The organism is Sinomonas cellulolyticus, assembly GCF_014656475.1.
Lineage (GTDB): Bacteria > Actinomycetota > Actinomycetes > Actinomycetales > Micrococcaceae > Sinomonas > Sinomonas cellulolyticus.
The window spans coordinates 372837-390936 of sequence record NZ_BNCM01000001.1 but is presented as its reverse complement, the minus strand read 5'-3'; the positions used below and the strand labels follow the sequence as shown (position 1 = coordinate 390936).

At 71.0% G+C, this 18100-nt stretch carries 11 protein-coding genes; 6 read left to right on the top strand and 5 right to left on the bottom strand.

Going from position 1 to position 18100, the window contains the following annotated elements:
* Positions 1-164: 164 nt before the first annotated feature.
* Positions 165-1463, top strand: coding sequence for an RNA polymerase sigma factor (locus tag IE231_RS01780; RefSeq protein WP_189692192.1), 1299 nt, complete (start codon positions 165-167; stop codon positions 1461-1463).
* A gap of 184 nt (positions 1464-1647) precedes the next feature.
* Here the strand turns inward: IE231_RS01780 and IE231_RS01775 are convergent, their stop codons facing one another.
* A complete protein-coding gene (locus IE231_RS01775; RefSeq protein WP_189692191.1) occupies positions 1648-1869 on the bottom strand; it encodes a DUF7455 domain-containing protein in 222 nt (73 codons plus the stop codon).
* Positions 1870-2150: 281 nt separating this feature from the next.
* Between IE231_RS01775 and IE231_RS01770 the strand changes: the two genes are divergently transcribed.
* Positions 2151-4256: a DNA gyrase/topoisomerase IV subunit B gene (locus IE231_RS01770; RefSeq protein ID WP_189692190.1), complete on the top strand. Its 2106-nt coding sequence runs from the start codon at positions 2151-2153 to the stop codon at positions 4254-4256.
* A gap of 23 nt (positions 4257-4279) precedes the next feature.
* Here IE231_RS01770 and IE231_RS01765 read toward each other — a convergent pair whose 3' ends face one another.
* A complete protein-coding gene (locus tag IE231_RS01765; protein WP_189692189.1) occupies positions 4280-5260 on the bottom strand; it encodes a M56 family metallopeptidase in 981 nt (326 codons plus the stop codon).
* A gap of 20 nt (positions 5261-5280) precedes the next feature.
* Positions 5281-5652 carry a BlaI/MecI/CopY family transcriptional regulator gene (locus IE231_RS01760; protein WP_189692188.1) on the bottom strand — a complete coding sequence of 124 codons (372 nt, stop codon included), beginning with the start codon at positions 5650-5652 and terminating at the stop codon, positions 5281-5283.
* A 238-nt stretch (positions 5653-5890) separates the two neighbouring features.
* On the opposite strand from IE231_RS01760, the gene IE231_RS01755 reads away from it, so the two are divergent.
* The 3 genes from IE231_RS01755 to cydD are packed head-to-tail and all read left to right on the top strand — an operon-like array spanning position 5891 to position 12053.
* Positions 5891-7534, top strand: coding sequence for a cytochrome ubiquinol oxidase subunit I (locus tag IE231_RS01755; protein ID WP_189692187.1), 1644 nt, complete (start codon positions 5891-5893; stop codon positions 7532-7534).
* A 9-nt stretch (positions 7535-7543) separates the two neighbouring features.
* Positions 7544-8596 (top strand): cytochrome d ubiquinol oxidase subunit II, encoded by a 1053-nt coding sequence (gene cydB, locus IE231_RS01750; protein ID WP_189692313.1) that lies wholly within the window; start codon positions 7544-7546, stop codon positions 8594-8596.
* Between the two features lie 10 nt (positions 8597-8606).
* Positions 8607-12053 (top strand): thiol reductant ABC exporter subunit CydD, encoded by a 3447-nt coding sequence (cydD, locus tag IE231_RS01745; RefSeq protein ID WP_189692186.1) that lies wholly within the window; start codon positions 8607-8609, stop codon positions 12051-12053.
* Positions 12054-12105: 52 nt separating this feature from the next.
* On the opposite strand, the gene IE231_RS01740 is transcribed toward cydD, so the two are convergent.
* On the bottom strand, positions 12106-12624 hold the full coding sequence (locus IE231_RS01740) for a DinB family protein (RefSeq protein WP_189692185.1): 519 nt from the start codon (positions 12622-12624) through the stop codon (positions 12106-12108).
* Between the two features lie 23 nt (positions 12625-12647).
* Positions 12648-15212, bottom strand: coding sequence for a DNA gyrase/topoisomerase IV subunit A (locus tag IE231_RS01735; protein ID WP_236662765.1), 2565 nt, complete (start codon positions 15210-15212; stop codon positions 12648-12650).
* A gap of 52 nt (positions 15213-15264) precedes the next feature.
* Here IE231_RS01735 and IE231_RS01730 point away from each other — a divergent pair, with 52 nt between their 5' ends.
* Positions 15265-18063, top strand: coding sequence for a bifunctional acetate--CoA ligase family protein/GNAT family N-acetyltransferase (locus IE231_RS01730; protein WP_189692184.1), 2799 nt, complete (start codon positions 15265-15267; stop codon positions 18061-18063).
* The last annotated feature ends 37 nt before the right edge of the window (positions 18064-18100 follow it).

Sequence of the window (18100 nt, the reverse complement as noted above, 5' to 3'; positions counted from 1 at the left end):
GTTGTTTTCGATCCCTGTTTACGGGAACGAATTCAGCGTGCGGAGGGTTGTAGAACAGAGACCCTTCGGGCCGGAACGGCAGCGTCAGCAGCCACTCGGACTTGACAGGGTCACTGTGGTGTTGCCCTCAAGGCAACCACCGGCACAGAGGCAGGAAGGTAAACGTGACGCCCCCCACGGAAAATGAGACCGCCCAGGCGGCCATGGCGGATAGCCCCAAGGCCACGAGCGCTCCTGCGCGCACTGCGGCCAAGCGGTCCCCGGCCAAGTCGGCTGCATCGAAGGCCAAGGCGCCCGCGCGCAAGGCGACGAAGGCTGCCCCGAAGGGCGCGGCGAGCACCAAGGCCAAGGCCGCAGAGGCGGCGGACGCCAAGACCGGCACGGATGAGGAGGCCACCGAGGAGGACCTCGAGCTGGTCACCCCTGCCGACGGCGAGATCGTCGCTGAGAGCGAGGCTGCCGAGAGCGAGGAGAAGGCATCGGGCACGGCCATCGTCATCTCCGACGCCGACGAGGATGACGCCCCGGTCCAGCAGGTCACAAGTGCCGGTGCGACCGCCGACCCGGTGAAGGACTACCTGAAGCAGATCGGCAAGGTCGCGCTCCTCAACGCAGAGCAGGAGGTCGATCTCGCGCTGCGCATCGAGGCCGGCCTGTTCGCCAAGCACAAGCTCGATGAGGAGGGCGCGTCCTTCGATACGCAGTACCGCCACGATCTCGAGCGGATCGTCCATGACGGGGAGCGGGCAAAGAACCACCTCCTCGAGGCGAACCTCCGCCTCGTCGTCTCCCTCGCCAAGCGGTACACGGGCCGCGGCATGCTGTTCCTGGATCTCATCCAGGAAGGCAACCTCGGCCTGATCCGCGCGGTCGAGAAGTTCGACTACACCAAGGGCTTCAAGTTCTCGACCTACGCCACCTGGTGGATCCGCCAGGCAATCACCCGTGCCATGGCGGACCAGGCACGCACGATCCGCATCCCGGTCCACATGGTCGAGGTCATCAACAAGCTCGCCCGCGTCCAGCGGCAGATGCTCCAGGACCTGGGCCGCGAGCCCACCCCGGAAGAGCTCGCCAAGGAGCTGGACATGACGCCTGAGAAGGTCGTCGAGGTCCAGAAGTACGGCCGCGAGCCGATTTCCCTCCACACCCCCCTCGGCGAGGACGGCGACTCGGAATTCGGCGACCTCATCGAGGACTCCGAAGCGGTGGTGCCCGCAGACGCCGTGAGCTTCACCCTCCTGCAGGAGCAGCTCCACTCGGTCCTCGACACGCTGTCCGAGCGGGAGGCCGGCGTTGTCGCGATGAGGTTCGGACTCACGGACGGCCAGCCCAAGACCCTCGACGAGATCGGCAAGGTCTACGGAGTGACCCGTGAGCGGATCCGCCAGATCGAGTCCAAGACCATGTCGAAGCTGCGGCACCCGTCCAGGTCTCAGGTCCTGCGCGACTACCTCGACTGAGCACGCGCGCCGCGGCACCTCTCGGCTGAGCGCCGCGGCGCACCTTCTCGGGTCGGTGAGGCGCATCGCCGCCAGGCATGACTGGACGCAGACGCAAGAGGGCCCGGACACCTTTCGAAGGTGTCCGGGCCCTCTTCCAGTTCCCGGCCTGCGTCGGCCGCCGGGGCCGTGCCTCAGCGAGGCATCAGTCCTCGGCGAGGGCGACCGGGTCGGTCAGTCGGCTCGTCTCGTCGTGCCACACGGACGCCAAGGGGCGCAGCGTCGACTCCACAGCGCGCGCATGGTGCGCACAGAACTGGAGTTCGCCTCCCGACGCCTCCAAGACGACTCGCACATAGGCTTGGGCGCCACAGCGGTCGCAGCGGTCGACGGCGGTCAGAATCGGATCGGCAAGTGCTGCAGTCATCTCAGCCTCCTCAGCTTTCACGCGGTGCTTCACGCGGTTCACTACATCTAACACCGGCGCTTCGTCGTTTTGTGCCAAGGATTGGCAACTTTCGCTCGGGGCGTATTGCGGTTCGGCAACAGAGGCCAAGTGGTGGTCCGCGCTTCGGCGACAGGTCAGTGCGCCGACGGGCGGCGTTCACAGGACCGATCCGCTGGGCCACTAGTCTTGTCTTGTACTGTGCCGTCCCGCCGGAGCACAGTCTGGCTGAAGACCCGTCCCACCGAAGGAGTGCCGCGCGCGTGACACCGAGTTCTGAATACACCGCCCGGCACCTGTCGGTCCTTGAGGGCCTCGAGGCCGTCCGCAAGCGGCCGGGCATGTACATCGGATCCACCGACTCGCGCGGCCTCATGCACTGCCTCTGGGAGATCATCGACAACTCGGTCGACGAGGCGCTGGCCGGCTTCGGGCACGAGATCGCGGTGATCCTCCATGCCGACGGCTCCGTCGAGGTGCACGACGACGGCCGCGGCATTCCGGTGGACGTCGAGCCCAAGACCGGTCTCTCGGGCGTCGAGGTCGTCTTCACGAAGCTGCATGCCGGGGGCAAGTTCGGCGGTGGCTCGTATACGGCCTCCGGCGGCCTCCACGGCGTCGGCGCGTCCGTGGTCAACGCGCTGTCCGCACGCCTCGACGTCCAGGTGGACCGCGGAGGCAAGACCTACCAGATGTCCTTCCGCCGGGGCGAGCCCGGGCGGTTCCGGGACGCGGGGCGCCCGGCGCCGTCGTCCCCCTTCGAGCCCTTCGTGGACGACTCGGTCCTCGACGTGGTGGGCAAGGCGAAGCGGGGCGTGACCGGAACGAGGATCCGCTACTGGTCGGATGGGCAGATCTTCACCCCGGACGCCAAGTTCTCCTACGACGAGCTCGTCACGCGCGCCCGCCAGACATCGTTCCTCGTGCCCGGCCTGCGGATCACGGTGCGCGATGAGCGCAGGCTCGCGGGGACCCCGGGCGCCGAGGGCCCGCACGAGGAGGTGTTCCACCACGACGGCGGCATCGCGGAGTTCGTCGACTACCTGGCCATCGACGCGCCCGTCACCGAGGTCTGGCGGCTGCACGGCGCCGGGACGTTCTCCGAGACCGTGCCGGTGCTCGACGAGAAGGGCCATTCGCGGATCGCGGAAGTGGAGCGCTCGTGCGAGGTCGACGTCGCGCTGCGGTGGGGGGTCGGTTACGAGACCACCCTGCGCACCTTCGTGAACATCATCGCCACCCCCAAGGGCGGCACCCACCAGTCGGGCTTCGAGGCGGCGCTGCTCAAGGTGTTCCGTAAGGCCGTCGAGGCCAACGCGCGCAAGCTCAAGGCGGGCAACGACAAGCTCGAGAAGGACGACGTGCTCGCGGGAATGACCGCCGTCCTCACGGTGCGCCTCGCCGAGCCCCAGTTCGAGGGCCAGACCAAGGAGATCCTCGGCACCCCCGCGGTGCGCCAGATCGTCTCCAGAGTGGTCGAGAAGGAGCTCACGGCGAAGCTCTCCTCGACGGCCCGCGGCGACAAGAACCAGAGCTCCGTGCTCCTGGAGAAGGTCGTCAACGAGATGAAGTCGCGAATCACCGCGCGCGTCCACAAGGAGACGCAGCGGCGCAAGACGGCGCTCGAGACCTCGACGCTGCCTGCCAAGCTCATCGATTGCCGCACGGACGACACGGCACGCTCGGAGCTGTTCATCGTTGAGGGTGACTCCGCACTCGGCACGGCACGCCACGCCCGCTCGAGCGAGTTCCAGGCGCTCCTGCCCATCCGGGGCAAGATCCTCAATGTCCAGAAGGCCTCGGTCGGGGACATGCTCTCGAACGCCGAGTGCGCGGCGCTCATCCAGGTGGTCGGCGCCGGCTCCGGCCGGAGCTTCGACATCAGCGCCGCGCGCTATGGCCGCGTGGTGCTCATGACCGACGCCGACGTCGACGGCGCCCACATCCGCACGCTCCTGCTGACCCTGTTCTTCCGGTACATGCGTCCTATGGTCGAGGCCGGCCGGGTGTTCGCAGCCGTTCCTCCCCTCCACCGCGTCGAGGTCATCAACCCCGGGTCCAAGGCGAATGAGATGGTGTACACCTATTCGGACGCAGAGCTGCACCGCGTGCTGGCACGCCTTGAGTCCGAGGGGCGCAAGCACAAGGAACCGGTCCAGCGCTACAAGGGCCTGGGCGAGATGGACGCCGATCAGCTGGCGGAGACCACTATGGACCCCCGGCACCGCAGCCTCCGCCGCGTGACGATCGAGAGCGCCCAGCGGGCGGAGCAGGTCTTCGAGCTGCTCATGGGCTCTGACGTGGCACCGCGGAAGGACTTCATCGTGGCAGGCAGCGCGCAGCTGGACCGCGAGCAGATCGACGCTTAGCCGGGTCGCGCGAGAGTTCGGGACTAGACGAGTCCCGGCGCGACGAGCAGGACGGTGGGTGCCGCGAGGAGCAGCAGGCTCGCGGCCAGGACGGCTCCCGTGGCGCCAGCGCCCAGCGGGGGCCGCGGCGTCAGGAGCCTGCTGAGGCGGCCGGCGATATCCACGCCATCCGTATCGAAGGCGCCGGTCACGAGGCCTCCGCCGGGGGCCGCGCCGCCGCCGCGTCCCGGCGCCGAGGCTTCCCCGCCTGCCACGTCGCCGACCGCCACGAGGGCGATGGCACGGACCAGCACATCGTCGGACACGGTACGCCGAGCGACGTCGTCGGCGAGCATCTCGACGAGCGCGTTGACGGCCTCCCGGGCCAGTCGTGTGGTGGGCAGCCAGGGGAGCGCGGACCGCCAAGCCTCGAAGGCCCACAGGAGGAGGTGGTGGCGCTGGGTAAGGTGGGCCCTCTCGTGGCCCACGACGGCTCGGAGCTCTTCGGGCGCGAGGGTTTCCATGAGGCCGTCAGAGAGGACGGTGACGGAGCGGGAGCCGCCGGGGAGGCAGTAGGCGACCGGGGCGGGATGGTTGATGACCCAGGTCCGTTCGAGGGCCCCGGAGGGGGAGCTGAGCAGGGACAGGAGCTCTCGGTGCCTGCGGCGCTGGGCCACGATGCGCGCGTAGGTGAGAAGGAGCGTGAAGACGAGGTGCACGCTCAGCAGCGCCGCGGCACTGAGCGCGAACAGGTGCCAGAAGTGGAGCTCGTCGGGGGCCTCGTTCTCGAGAACGATCGTCACGGCCCGCCGGATCGCGCCGATGAGGCTGTCCCCGAGGGGCGACAGGCCGTAGACGAGCATCGCGCCGATCATCGAGAGGCCGCCGGCGAGCGCGATCGACTGCCACAGGACCATGGCGGCGAAGGGGGAGCGTGCGGGCCATTGGGCGCGCGAGAGCGCGACCGGGACCGGCCATGCGAGCAGGACCGCCAGCAGGGCGAGCAGGTACGAGGTCGCGAGCACGCGCGCTTCGCCCGAGGCGATCAGCCGCGGGCCAGGAGCCTGCGGAGCGTGGCGGCCTCGGACTCCGTCACGGAGCCGATGAAGCGTGCGAGCACGGCCTCGCGGTCCGGAGCGGTGCCGAGCGCCTCGTGCATGAGGCGGGCCGTGTGGTCCTCGCGGGTGGAGACGGCACGGTAGCGGTGGGGCCGCGTGCCGCGCTCGCGCTCCACGAGCCCCTTCTTCTCGAGCCGCGACAGGACGGTCAGCACCGTGGTCACGGCGAGATCCTTGCCCTCCTGCCCTTGGCTCTCGCTCTGGGCCAGGCGGTCCCGCAGGTCATTCGCGGTAGAGGCCTCGGGGGCGGTCCACAGGAGGTCCATCACCGAACGCTCGAGTTCACCAAGGCTTGCCATGTCGTGTTACGTCCTCACATGCGATCCGGCGCGCCAACCGCTGGTGCGCCTTCCACCATTCTACGCGATGTAGAACCTTTTGGGGGAGGCGCGCGGAACTGTTCGCTCTGAGCTGGAAGGCCGAGACGGGTCTCACTCCGAAGAGGACCCATGGTGCAGGCGCCCATGTTCTACACTTTGTAGAAGTAGTATTTCTACAGACCGTAGAAGCTAACTTCGGGCAGAACCGGGAGCATGCGTGGACGCATTGGAAATTGCACGCTGGCAGTTCGGGATCACCACGGTCTACCACTTCATGATGGTGCCCCTGACCATTGGCCTGGGGCTGGTCGTGGCAGTCCTCCAGACCGTCTGGTTCCGTACGGGCCGCGTCGAGTTCCTCAGGATGACCAAGTTCTGGGGCAAGCTCTTCCTCATCAACTTCATCATGGGCGTGGCCACCGGCATCGTCCAGGAGTTCCAGTTCGGCATGGCCTGGAGCGAGTACAGCCGGTTCGTGGGAGACGTCTTCGGCGCTCCGCTGGCCATGGAGGCACTTCTGGCGTTCTTCGTCGAGTCCACCTTCCTGGGCCTGTGGATCTTCGGCTGGAAGCTCCTGCGCCCGGGACTCCACCTCGCAGCACTGTGGATCGCGGTGGTCGGCTCGGCCGTCTCCGCGTACTTCATCATCGTCGCCAACAGCTGGATGCAGCACCCGGTGGGGGTCACCGTCGTCGACGGCCGGCCGGTCATGACCGACGCGTGGGCGGTATTCACCAACAACACCGCGCTGGTCGCCGTCCCGCACACCCTCCTCGGCGCCCTCGGCGTGGCCGGGGCCTTCCTGCTCGGGATCTCCTGGTACCACCTGTGGCGGCGCCGGCATGACGGCATCGACACCGTGGAGACCGTCGAGACCACGCGCCGCGGGGGCCGGCTTCGGAGCCGGGAGCGCGTCGTCGTGGGTGAGGCCGCGGGCGTGCCGGGACGCGACAGGACCGACCACGCCGTCTGGATCACGTCGCTGCGGATCGGCGCCCTCGTGGCCATGATCTCCTTCGCCGGCACGGCCATCACGGGCGACCTGCAGGGCAAGCTCATGTTCGAGCAGCAGCCCATGAAGATGGCGGCGGCCGAGGCGGCATGCCACGACGGCACGAGCTTCTCGGTCCTCTCGGTGGGCAACCTCGGATCCAAGGACTGCACCGACGTCGCCGCCGTGATCGAGATCCCGGGCCTGCTCTCCTTCCTGGCCCACAACGACTTCACCACGGACATCAAGGGCGTGAACAGCCTCCAGGACCAGTACAAGAAGGCCTACGGGACGTCCCTGCCCGACAATCCGATCTACGGCGACCGTGCTGGGCAGCCCATCAACTACGTGCCCGTCATGGAGGTCACCTACTGGGGTTTCCGGGCCATGATCGGATTCGGCGCGCTCGCCGCGCTGGCCGCACTCGTGGCGCTCATCGTCACACGATCGGGGACCGTGCCGGCGTCCCGCTGGCTCATGCGGCTGGCCGTGCTGGGCATCCTCGCGCCGTTCGGCGCGAACGCCGCCGGATGGATCTTCACGGAGATGGGGCGGCAGCCGTTCGTGGTCGCGCCCAACCCGGCGATGGCGGGGAGCGTGGACCAGGTCTTCATGTTCACGGCTGCTGCGGTCTCCCCGGGGGTCACCGCGGGAGAGATCCTCACCTCGCTCATCGTGCTGACCCTCGTCTACGCCGCGCTCATGGTGGTCGAGGTCCGTCTGCTCGTCACCTACACCCGCGGCGGCGTGGCCTCCGCAATGCCCGAACTCGCCCACGGCTCGGCGGAGCACGACGACGGGCCGGACGCCGGCTCGGGGCCCGACGGGACCGCCAAGTCCGCCGACGACGTCCTGGCCTTCGCCTACTAGGAGCGCATGATGGAAACACTGCCCACGGTCTGGTTCTGCGCCATCGCCGTCCTCTGGATCGGCTACCTGTTCCTGGAGGGGTTCGATCTCGGAGTCGGCATGCACATGAAGCTGTTTGCCCGAAGCGAGCGCGAGCGGCGGCTGCTCCTGAACACCATCGGCCCCGTCTGGGACGGCAACGAGGTCTGGCTCCTGACCGCCGGCGGCGCCACCTTCGCGGCCTTCCCGCGCTGGTACGCCTCCCTCTTCTCGGCCCTCTACCTCCCGCTCACGATCGCTCTCGTGGCCCTCATCTTCCGGGCCGTCGCGATCGAGTACCGCGGGAAGGTCCACTCCGACAGCTGGCGCGCGGCGTGGGACTGGGCGCTGGCGCTGGGCTCCGGCGTGGCCGCCTTCTGCGTCGGCGCGATGCTCGCGCTCACCACCACGGGACTTCCGCTGGACGCCAACGGCGACCGCGTGGGCGGTCCCTTCGTGTGGCTCAACGGGTACGCCGTGCTCGGCGGGGCCGCGGTCGTTGCCTTTGCCCTCGTGCACGCCCTGGCCTTCCTCGCCCTCAAGACCGAGGGCGAGGTGAGGGCGCGCGCCCACAAGGCGTTCGTGCGCTGGGTGCCGCTCGCCGTCCTCCCGCTCGCGGCCTGGGTCCTCGCCGTGCAGCTGCACTCGGGGAAGTGGTGGAGCTGGGCCCTCACCCTCGCAGCCGTGGCCGCTGCGGCCGTGGCGTGGGCGTTGGGCCGGCGCGGCTCGGAGGGCCGGGCCTTCATCAGTCTGGCAGTGTTCCTCGCGGCCGGGGCGGCGGCCGTCTTCTCGGCGGTCTTCCCCGTCGTGCTGCCCTCCACGCTCAATCCCGCCTTCAGCCTCACAGCCGCCAACGCGTCCTCGTCCGACTACACGCTGGGCCTCATGACGGTCGTGGCGCTCATCGGCCTTCCGCTCGTGCTCGCGTACCAGACGTGGACGTACTGGGTCTTCCGCCGCCGCCTCAGCGTGGACAGCATTCCGAGCGCCCACGCGGTGGTCCCCGCCGCGATCGTGCGCCTCGTCACGGGCCGCCAGGCGTAGGCGGAGCACCGTGAGACCGGACATCCCCCTCGGGCCTTCGACCCGGCGCGCCCTCGTGGTCCTGGGCCTCCTCGCCGTGGCGAAGGCTGTGGGCCTTGCGCTCATGGCGCAGGGGATCGCCTCCGGGATCGCCAGTCTCGCCTCGGGCGCCCGGGTGGAGGACCTCGCAGCGGCGACCCTCGTGGCGGCGGCCGGCATCCTCCTCCGTGCGGCAGCGCAGTGGGGGACGGTGGCGGCAGGCCGGTGGGCCGCAGCGGGTGTCAAGGAGGAACTGCGCGGCCAGCTGGTGGAGGCGGGGCTCGCGGGTCCCGCCGCGCCCGTGCCTGGCAGCGGCGGGCAGGGCGTTCCGGCGGACGACGGCGGCACGCGGATCGCGTCGTCGGCCGCGGGAACCGCGGTGCTCGCCGGACGGGGCCTCGACGGGTTGGACGCCCTCTACACGCAGTATCTGCCCGCCCTCGTCCAGACAGCGGCCATTCCCCTACTCGTCGGGGCCAGAATCCTCGGCGCCGACTGGGTCAGCGCCCTCATCCTCGTGCTCACGCTGCCGCTTGTGCCGGTGTTCATGGTGCTGATCGGTCGGCACACGGTCGTGGCGGTGTCCGAGGCCCAGCAGTCGCTCCTGCGGCTCGGCGCGCACCTCGTCGAGCTCGCCCAGGGCCTCCCCGTCCTCGTCGGGCTCGGGCGCGCCGCCGAGCAGCGTGCCGCGCTCGCCGAACTCTCCCGCGCCTACAAGGGCCGCACGATGGCCACCCTCCGGGTCGCGTTCCTCTCGGCCCTCGCCCTCGAGCTGATCTCCACGATCTCCGTCGCCGTGGTCGCCGTGTTCATCGGCGTGCGCCTCGTGTACGGCGGGATGCCGCTCGAGGCGGGCCTCCTCGCCCTCATCCTCGCCCCCGAGTGCTTCCAGCCGCTGCGCGACCTCGGGGCCGCCCACCACGCGAGCGAGGACGGGACCGAGGCGCTGCGGCGTGCGCGGGAGAGGATCGCCGTCCCTCGGGGCACACCTCTGCTGGCCCGGGCCCGTGCCGACGGGGGCGGTTCCGTCACCGCGAGCGCGCACAACGGCGCCTGCCCGGCGCCGGACCTGCGGGTCGAGGGCCTTGGCGTGCGCTACGACGGCGCGCGGCACGCGGCCGCTGGGCCCGTCACCTTCACGGCACGGGCGGGCACCATCACCCTGCTGGCCGGTCCGAGCGGCTCGGGCAAGACGACGGTCCTCGCAGCCATCGGCGGAATCGTCCGAGACGGAGCCGGCGCCACTGTCACCGGAACGGTCCGGCGCGCCGATCCTGCCCGCTTGGCGTGGGTGCCCCAGCACCCGCAGTTCACCGAGGACACCGTGGCGGACGAGCTTGAGCTGTATGCCGGAGAGGCCTGGACGCCGTCACTCGGGGAGAGCCTGCTGACCAGGCTCGGGCTCGGGGGGCTCGGCGGCGCCGATCCGTCCGAGCTGAGCCCCGGGCAGCAGCGGCGCGTCGCGGTGGCCCGCGGCCTGGCGAGGGCTGCCGACGGGGCCGACCTCGTCCTGCTCGACGAGCCGACGGCCCATCTCGACGAGGCCTCCGCGGCGCTCGTCGAGGAGGCCATCCGCACCCTCGTACCCCGGGCGACGGTGCTGCTCGTCTCGCACGAGCCCCGCACGGCGGCCCTCGCCGACAGCGTCGTCAAGCTCGCGCCGTCGACCTCGGCACCGTCGGAGCGCTTCGGCGGGGCAGGCGAGGCCGACCCCGGGTCCCAGGCTGCGCGCGACCGCCGCGAGGGCGGCGCGCCGACTCACCGCGGCTGGCTGAGGATGCTCGCCGCCATCGTCCGCCCGGACGCGGGCACGTACGTCCGCGCGGCCCTCGCCGGTCTGGGCGCAGCCGCCGCAGCCGTCGCGCTGTCAACGCTGTCCGGCTGGCTGATCGTCCGTGCGAGCGAGCAGCCGCCCATCCTCTACCTGCTCACGGCCATCACCGGAGTGCGCTTCTTCGGCGTCGCACGGGCGGTGCTGCGGTACCGCGAACGGCTCGTGCTGCACTCGGCGGTCCTCTCCACCCTCACGGTCCTGCGCGACCGGCTGTGGGGCGCGCTGTCCGCCCGAGGGCTCTCGGCCCGCCGGCTGCTCGTCCCCGGCGCGGCCCTCGAGGCGCTCATCGGCGACGCCGAGGCGGTGCGGGACCAGCTGCCCCGCGTCCTGCACCCCATCGCCACGGCACTCCTCGTCGGCGCGGGTGCACTCATGGCAGTGGGGATCATGCTCCCCGCCCAAGTGCCCGCCCTCGCCGCCGCGCTCGTCGCAGCCCTCGTCGTCGCGCCGGCCGTGGCGCTGACGGCCGACCGGCGCTCGGCGCAGCGGCTGCTGACGGGACGCTCCGCGTTCCTGGCCCGCATCGGGCAGGCGCTCGCGGCGGCGGCCGACCTCGCCGGCAACGCGCGCACCGCCACAGTCCTCGGCCGGCTCAGGACGGCGGACGCGCGCCTGACCCTGCTCGAGCGCCGCGGCGCCGGCGCGGAGGGTCTCAGCCAGGCGATCGTCCTCGTCGCCACCGGCATGGCAGCCGCCCTCACCCTGGGGGCCGCTTCCGCCTCCGGTGCACCCGCCACGACGGCGGCCGCCGTCCTCCTCCTGCAGCTCGCCCTCGCCGAGCCGCTCGCCGCTGCCAGCACGGCCGTGCAGCAGCTGCCTGCACTCCGCTCCGCGCTCGGCCGGGCAGCGGCCGAGGAGTCCGCGGATGATGCTCCCGCCCGGCCAGCGGCAGCCTCCCGGGAGCCTGCCGCACCCGGGGTGCGGCTGCACGGTGTCGCCGTCGGCTGGCCGGGGGGCCCTGATGTCGTCTCGGGAGTCGACCTCGAGGCAGGCCCGGGGGACTGGGTGGTCCTCGCGGGCCCGTCGGGCAGCGGCAAGTCGACCATGCTGGCGCTGCTGACGGGGTTCCTCACGCCCCGACGCGGCTCAGCCGACGTGGGCGGCCGCGTGGCATGGTGCCCCCAAGAGGCGCACCTGTTCGACTCGACGGTGCGGGGGAACCTCGCGATCGCCCGCGGCCGGGGCAACGCGCCGTCGGACGATGAGCTTGAGGCCGCACTTCGCCGCGTCGGGCTGCTCGAGCACGTGCGTTCGCTGCCCGGGGGCCTCGACGCCCGCATCGGCAGCCGGGGATCCTTCCTCTCGGGAGGCCAGCGGCAGCGCCTCGCGGTGGCACGAACGCTGCTGGCGGGGGCGGAGATCGTGCTGCTGGACGAGCCGACAGCCCACCTCGACCCCGAATCCGGCCTCGAACTCGTCGCGGCACTCCACCGCGCCCTCGCCGACCGGACCGTCATCATGGTGACGCACCACGCCTCGGAGCTCATGGCCGGGGACACGCTCGTGGAGCTTCGCCCGGGCGGGGAGAGTTCCCGTATTCCGCAGGCAGCGGGGATCGGGGCCGCACCCCACGACGGCGCGCGGTTGGCCCGGCGCGTCGGGTGACCTTGACGCTGTGGCGGGACAGCCGCCACAGGGCAGGGCCGCGCGGGTGCGGTCAGCCCCGGACGTCGTGCAGGTGGTGCTCGACGTCGTGGAGGAAGTATCGCGCGAGCGTCACGACCGTGAACTGGCTGCCGTTGCTGCGCACTCCGCGACGGCCGAACGCCTCCTCCGGCACCGCAGCGAAGGCGTCCCGGGCCGAGGCACCCTCTGCGGCGAGCTCGGCACGGACGGTCTCCGGTGCGGCACTCGCATAGTCCTTCTCCACGGCCGTCGCGTCCTGGTCCCAGTCGGCGAAGCGGGCGCCGTCCTCGGCCAGCATGAGACCCAGCCGCTCGCGGAAGAGGGCGAAGACGTCACGTACGTGGCACCCGTACTCGAGCGCCGACCACGTGGAGTCGTCGGGCCGTTCGCCGGCGTCGGATCGCCGCAGGGCCACATCCCACCGCGGGAGGGTCTCGCCGATGCGCTGCGCGACGTCCTGGGGCGTGAGCGAGTCCGCATCGAATCCGCACTCGGGGCAGGGCCGCTCGAGGACCCAGGTCCAGTCCTTGGTGTCAGGGGTGATGGGCATGGCCGCAGTCTATGCCTCCGCCGTCAGGCGAAGCTCGGGCCAACCTCGTCCACGGACTGGGCCAGGGGGATGCCTGAGCCGTCCCGGCGGCCGTACTCGCTGGGCAGCGAGCGCGCCACTCCCGAGGAGGACGAGGCCTTCGCAGGGCCGCGGCCCACCCACGCGAGGGTGAGCCGGTCCTCGCCCTTGAGGAAGCGGTGCGCGCGGACGCCGCCGGTTGCGCGGCCCTTGGCGGGGTACTCGCCGAAGGGCGTCACCTTCACGGTTCCGGCCGAGGTGCCCGGCAGTGCGCCGTTGCCCCCCGCGATCGTCACGACGACGGCCCTGCTGGCGTCCGGGTCCCCGCTGTCGCCGGGCGCGCCGTCGGGCCTCACGACGCCGAAGAAGACGGCTTCGTCGCCGTCGCCGAGCTTGATGCCGGCCATGCCGCCGGCCGTGCGGCCCTGGGGCCGCACGGCCGCGGCCTCAAAGCGCAGCAGCTGCGCCTGCGCGGTGACGAAGACGAGGGTGTCCGAGTCCGCCGCGGGCGCGGCTCCGATCACGGTGTCGCCGGGCTTGAGGGTGATGGCCTCCCAGTCCTCCCGGTTGAGGGGATAGTCGGGGGAGACGCGCTTCACCACGCCATGCGCCGTGCCGATTCCGATCACGGCGTCGAGGGGAACGAGCGCCACGAGCGACTCGCCCTTCGCCAGCGTCAGGAAATCGGCCGCGGGCACGCCCCCGGCCATATTCGGCAGGCCGCCCGCCGCGGGCAGGAGCGGCAGGTCCACCACCTGCAGCCGCAGCATCCGCCCGGCCGAGGTCATCGCTCCCACTTCGCCCCGCGCCGTCGCGCCGACCACCGAGCGGAAGACGTCGTGGCGGACCCGGGGGCCGGACTCGGCGAGCGGCTCGGCGTGGGCGGTGCGGGCCACAAGGCCCGAGGCCGAGAGGATGGCCCAGCAGGGCTCGTCCGCGATCTCCAGCTGGAGCGGCGCCGCCTTGCCCTTTGCCGCGGGCAGGGCTGCGGCGGTGCCCGCGGTGGAGACGGAGGCGCGGCTGCCGAGGGGAGGAGCGTCGTCGTGCTCGAGGAGCACGGTGCGCCGCGGCGTCCCGTACGTTGCGGCAACCTCGCCCAGTTCGCGCGAGACTAGCTCGCGCAGGAGCGTGTCCGATCCCAGGATCGCCTCGAGCTCCTCGATCTCCCGGCGCAGCTCGTCCTGTTCCTTCTCGAGCTCGATCCGGGAGTACTTGGTCAGCTGGCGCAGGCGGAGCTCGAGGATGTAGTTGGCCTGGACCTCGGTGAGGTCGTAGATCGACATGAGCCGCTCGCGGGCCGCCGCAGCCTCGTCCGAGGTGCGGATGATCTGGATGACCTCGTCGATGTCCATGATGGCCACGAGGAGGCCTTCGACGAGGTGGAGCCGGTCCTTGCGCTTGCCGAGCCGGAACGCCGTGCGGCGCCGCACGACGTTGATGCGGTGGTCCACGTACACGCGCAGGAGGTCCAGTAGGCCCAGGGTCTGCGGCTGGCCGTCGACAAGCGTGACGTTGTTGATGCCGAACGAGTCCTCGAGCGGTGTGTAGCGGTACAGCTGCTGCAGGACGGCCTGGGGGTTGAAGCCGTTCTTGACCTCGATGACGAGACGCAGCCCGTGCTTGCGGTCGCTGAGGTCGGTGACATCGCTGATGCCCGCGAGCTTCTTCGCGTTGACGGCATCCTTGATCTTCTCGATGACCTTCTCCGGCCCCACCGTGTAGGGGAGCTCCGTGACCACCAGGCCGGTGCGGCGCGGGGAGATCTGCTCGACCGCCACCTTGGCCCGGGTCCGGAAGGACCCGCGGCCGGTCCGGTAGGCGTCACGGATCCCGTCCAGGCCCACGATCCGGCCCCCCGAGGGAAGGTCCGGTCCGGGGACGAGCTCCATGACCTCCTCGAGCGTCGCCTCCGGCTTCGCGATCACGAGCTGCGCGGCCGCGATCACCTCGCCCAGGTTGTGCGGGGCCATGTTGGTGGCCATGCCCACCGCGATGCCGCTGGCGCCGTTGACGAGGAGGTTCGGGAAGGCGGCCGGGAGGACCTCGGGCTGGGTCAGCTGTCCGTCGTAGTTGGGGACGAAGTCCACGACGTCCTCGTCGAGGTCACCCGTGAGGGCCAGGGAGGCCGCCGCCATGCGGGCTTCCGTGTACCGGGGGGCCGCGGGGCCGTCGTCGAGCGAGCCGAAGTTGCCGTGACCGTCGATCAGGGGCAGGCGCAGGGAGAAGTCCTGGGCCATGCGCACCATCGCGTCGTAGATCGCCGCGTCCCCGTGGGGATGCAGCTTGCCCATGACCTCGCCGACCACGCGGGCGCTCTTGACGTGGGCCCTGTCCGGCCGCAGGCCCATGTCACTCATCATGTAGAGGATGCGGCGCTGTACGGGCTTGAGGCCGTCGCGTGCATCGGGGAGGGCACGCGAGTAGATGACCGAGTAGGCGTATTCGAGGAAGGAGGTCTCCATCTCCTCTGCCACGTCGATGTCGGTGATGTTCTCCGCGAAGTCGTCCGTTCCGGGGAGAGTGTCCGCCCCGGAGCGTGCGCTGGAGCGGGAGTTCTGTCGGCGTGCCAAGAGCGGGTGGGTCCTTCGTGTGGTGGTTCGGGCGCTGAACTAGGCTAAGCCTATGGCGGACTCGGCACCGACTGACGCATTTGACGAGCGCAGCAGCACAGGGGGCGAGCGCAGCGCATCCGGCCAGCCGGGTGGCCCCGGCCTACCCGGCGCCCACGGCGCCGCCGGCGGCGCCTATCCGCACCACTGGGAGGCCGACGTCGTCCTGCGGGATGGCGCGACGGCGCACCTCCGCCCCATCCGGCCCGACGATGCGGAGGCCCTGCAGGAGTTCCACACCCACCAGTCCGAGGGATCCATCTACCTGCGGTTCTTCAGCTACAAGGCCCGGCTGACGAACGAGGAGCTCAAGCGCTTCAGCGAGGTCGACTACCACGACCGCGTCGCATTCATCATCCTGATCGGGGACGAGATCATCGGCGTGGGCAGGTATGACCGCCTCACCGACCCCTCCGAAGCAGAGGTCGCCTTCAACATCGCGGACCACCACCAGGGGCGTGGTCTCGGGTCGATCCTGCTCGAGCACCTCGCCGCCGCCGCCCGCGAGAACCACATCCGCCGGTTCACGGCCGAGGTGCTGCCCGAGAACCGAAAGATGCTCACGGTCTTCGCCGAGGCCGGGTACGCCGTCAAGCGCCAGTTCGACGACGGCGTGATCAGCGTGGCGTTCGAGATCGACCCCACCGAGAAGTCGCGTGCGGTCATGGAGTCCCGCGAGCACCGCGCCGAGTCCCGCAGCATCCTGGGCCTGCTCGCGCCCTCGTCGATCGCCGTCATCGGCGCGAGCCGCACGTGGGGCACACTCGGCTTCCAGCTCCTCGAGCACATCGTCGAGGGTGGATTCGGCGGCCCGGTCTACGCCGTGAACCCCGAGGCACTCGAGCTCGGCGGCATGATGGCCTACGGCAGGCTCAGCGAAGTGCCGGGTCCCGTAGACCTCGCGATCATCGCCGTCCCCTACGAGGAGGTCCCCGGGGTAGTCGCCGAGTGCGGTGCGGCGGGCGTGAAGGGTGCCGTGATCGCCTCCGGCGGGTTCGCCGAACGAGGCGAGGAGGGCCTCGCCCGGCAGCGCGAGATCGTCCGCAACGCGCGCTCGCACGGCATGCGGGTGGTGGGCCCGGAGTCCCTGGGGATCGTCAACACTGACCCCGATGTGCGGCTCAACGCCTCCCTCGCCCCGAACCTGCCCAGGCAGGGCAGCCTCGGCCTCTTCAGCCAGTCCGCCTCCCTCGGTGTGGCGCTCTACGCCGCCGCCGAGCGCCGCAACCTCGGATTCTCCTCCGTCTTCTCCGCGGGGAACCGTGCCGACGTCTCCGGCAACGACCTCATGCAGTACTGGGAGGACGACGTCGCCACGGGCGCCGTGGGCCTGTACTTCGAGTCCTTCGGCAACCCCCGCAAGTTCTCCCGCATCTCCCGCCGGCTGGCCCGCAGCAAGCCCGTCATCGTGGCCAAGAGCGAGGTCACGGGGCTCCGCCTGCCTCCCGGCCATTCGGTGCGCACCACCCAGGCGCCCCAGGGTGCCCTGGACGCGGTGCTCCGGCAGTCCGGAGTGATCCGAGTCGGCACCGTGGAGGAGCTCATCGACGTCGCACAGATCGCCGTGGGCGCCCTGCCCGCCGGCCCCAATGTCGCCGTCCTGAGCAACTCCCTCGCACTGGCCCGCGTCGTCTCCGACACCGCAGAAGGTGAGAAGCTCAACGTCGTCGTCGCCGTGGGGGACCTCGACCTCTCCCAGGGACAGTCCCTCGCGCTGCCCCAGCTGCGCCGGCGCCTGGCCGAGCTGGGTGCGCGCGCGGACGTCCACGCCGTGGTGGTCGCGCTGCTGCCGACGGTCGGCGTCCGCGTGCCGGCGCTCGCCCAGTCCCTCGCGGAGGGCGCAGAGGCACTCGGGAAGACGGTCGTCGCCGCCTTCCCCGGGGTGCTCGACCGCCGGGTGGAGACGGAAGGCCTCCTGCCCGCGCCCGAGCACGGCGCCGCCGCGGTCGTCCCCTCCATTCCGAGCTACGTCAGCGCCGGAACAGCGGTGAGCGCCCTCGCCGCCGTCGTGCGCTACAGCGAGTGGCTCTCCCGGGACCAGGGACCGCTGTTCGAGGCGGACGCCGACGAGGACGCCGCCCAGGCGATCGTCGCCCAGGCCCTCGCCCAGGTCGAGGGCACCGACCTCGTCCAGCTGGACGCGCACGACGCCGCGCGCCTCCTCGCGTGCTACGGCATCACCGTGCTGCCGTCCCGGCCCGTGGCGACCGCGGACGAGGCGGTCAAGGCAGCCGAGGAGCTGGGGTGGCCGGTGGCGGTCAAGTCCGCAGCGGAGAACCTCCGCGCCCGGCTCGACCTCGGAGCGGTGCGCCTGGATGTGCGCGATCCCGCGGACCTGCGGGCCGAGTTCGACCAGATGCGCCGGTCCCTCGCCCCCTACGGGGGTGGGCACTTCGAAGTGCAGAGCATGGCGCCCGTGGGCCAGGCGTGCGTGATCCGCGCTATCGAGGATCCCCTCCTGGGCCCCGTCATCTCGTTCGGGCTCGCAGGGGACGCTGTATCCCTGCTCGACGACTGGGCGCACCGCATCACCCCCCTGACTACGGGCGATGTGGCGGAAATGGTGCGCTCGCCGCGGACTTCGGTGAAGCTCTTCGGCCACGAGGGACTGCCGGCCCTGGACGTTGTCGCGCTCGAGGACCTCGTGGGGCGCGTGTCACTGCTGAAGGACCGCCATCCCGAGGTATCGCTGCTCGAGCTCAAGCCCGTGGTGGTGAGCGGAGAGGGCCTGACCGTGCTCGCCGCCCATGTGTCCGTCGGGAATGCCGCGCAGCGCATGGACAGCGCCCGCCGGGCGCTGATCGCTCAATGACGGTCGCTTTTGGGAGGGCCCGCGGCGGTCTGGGAGA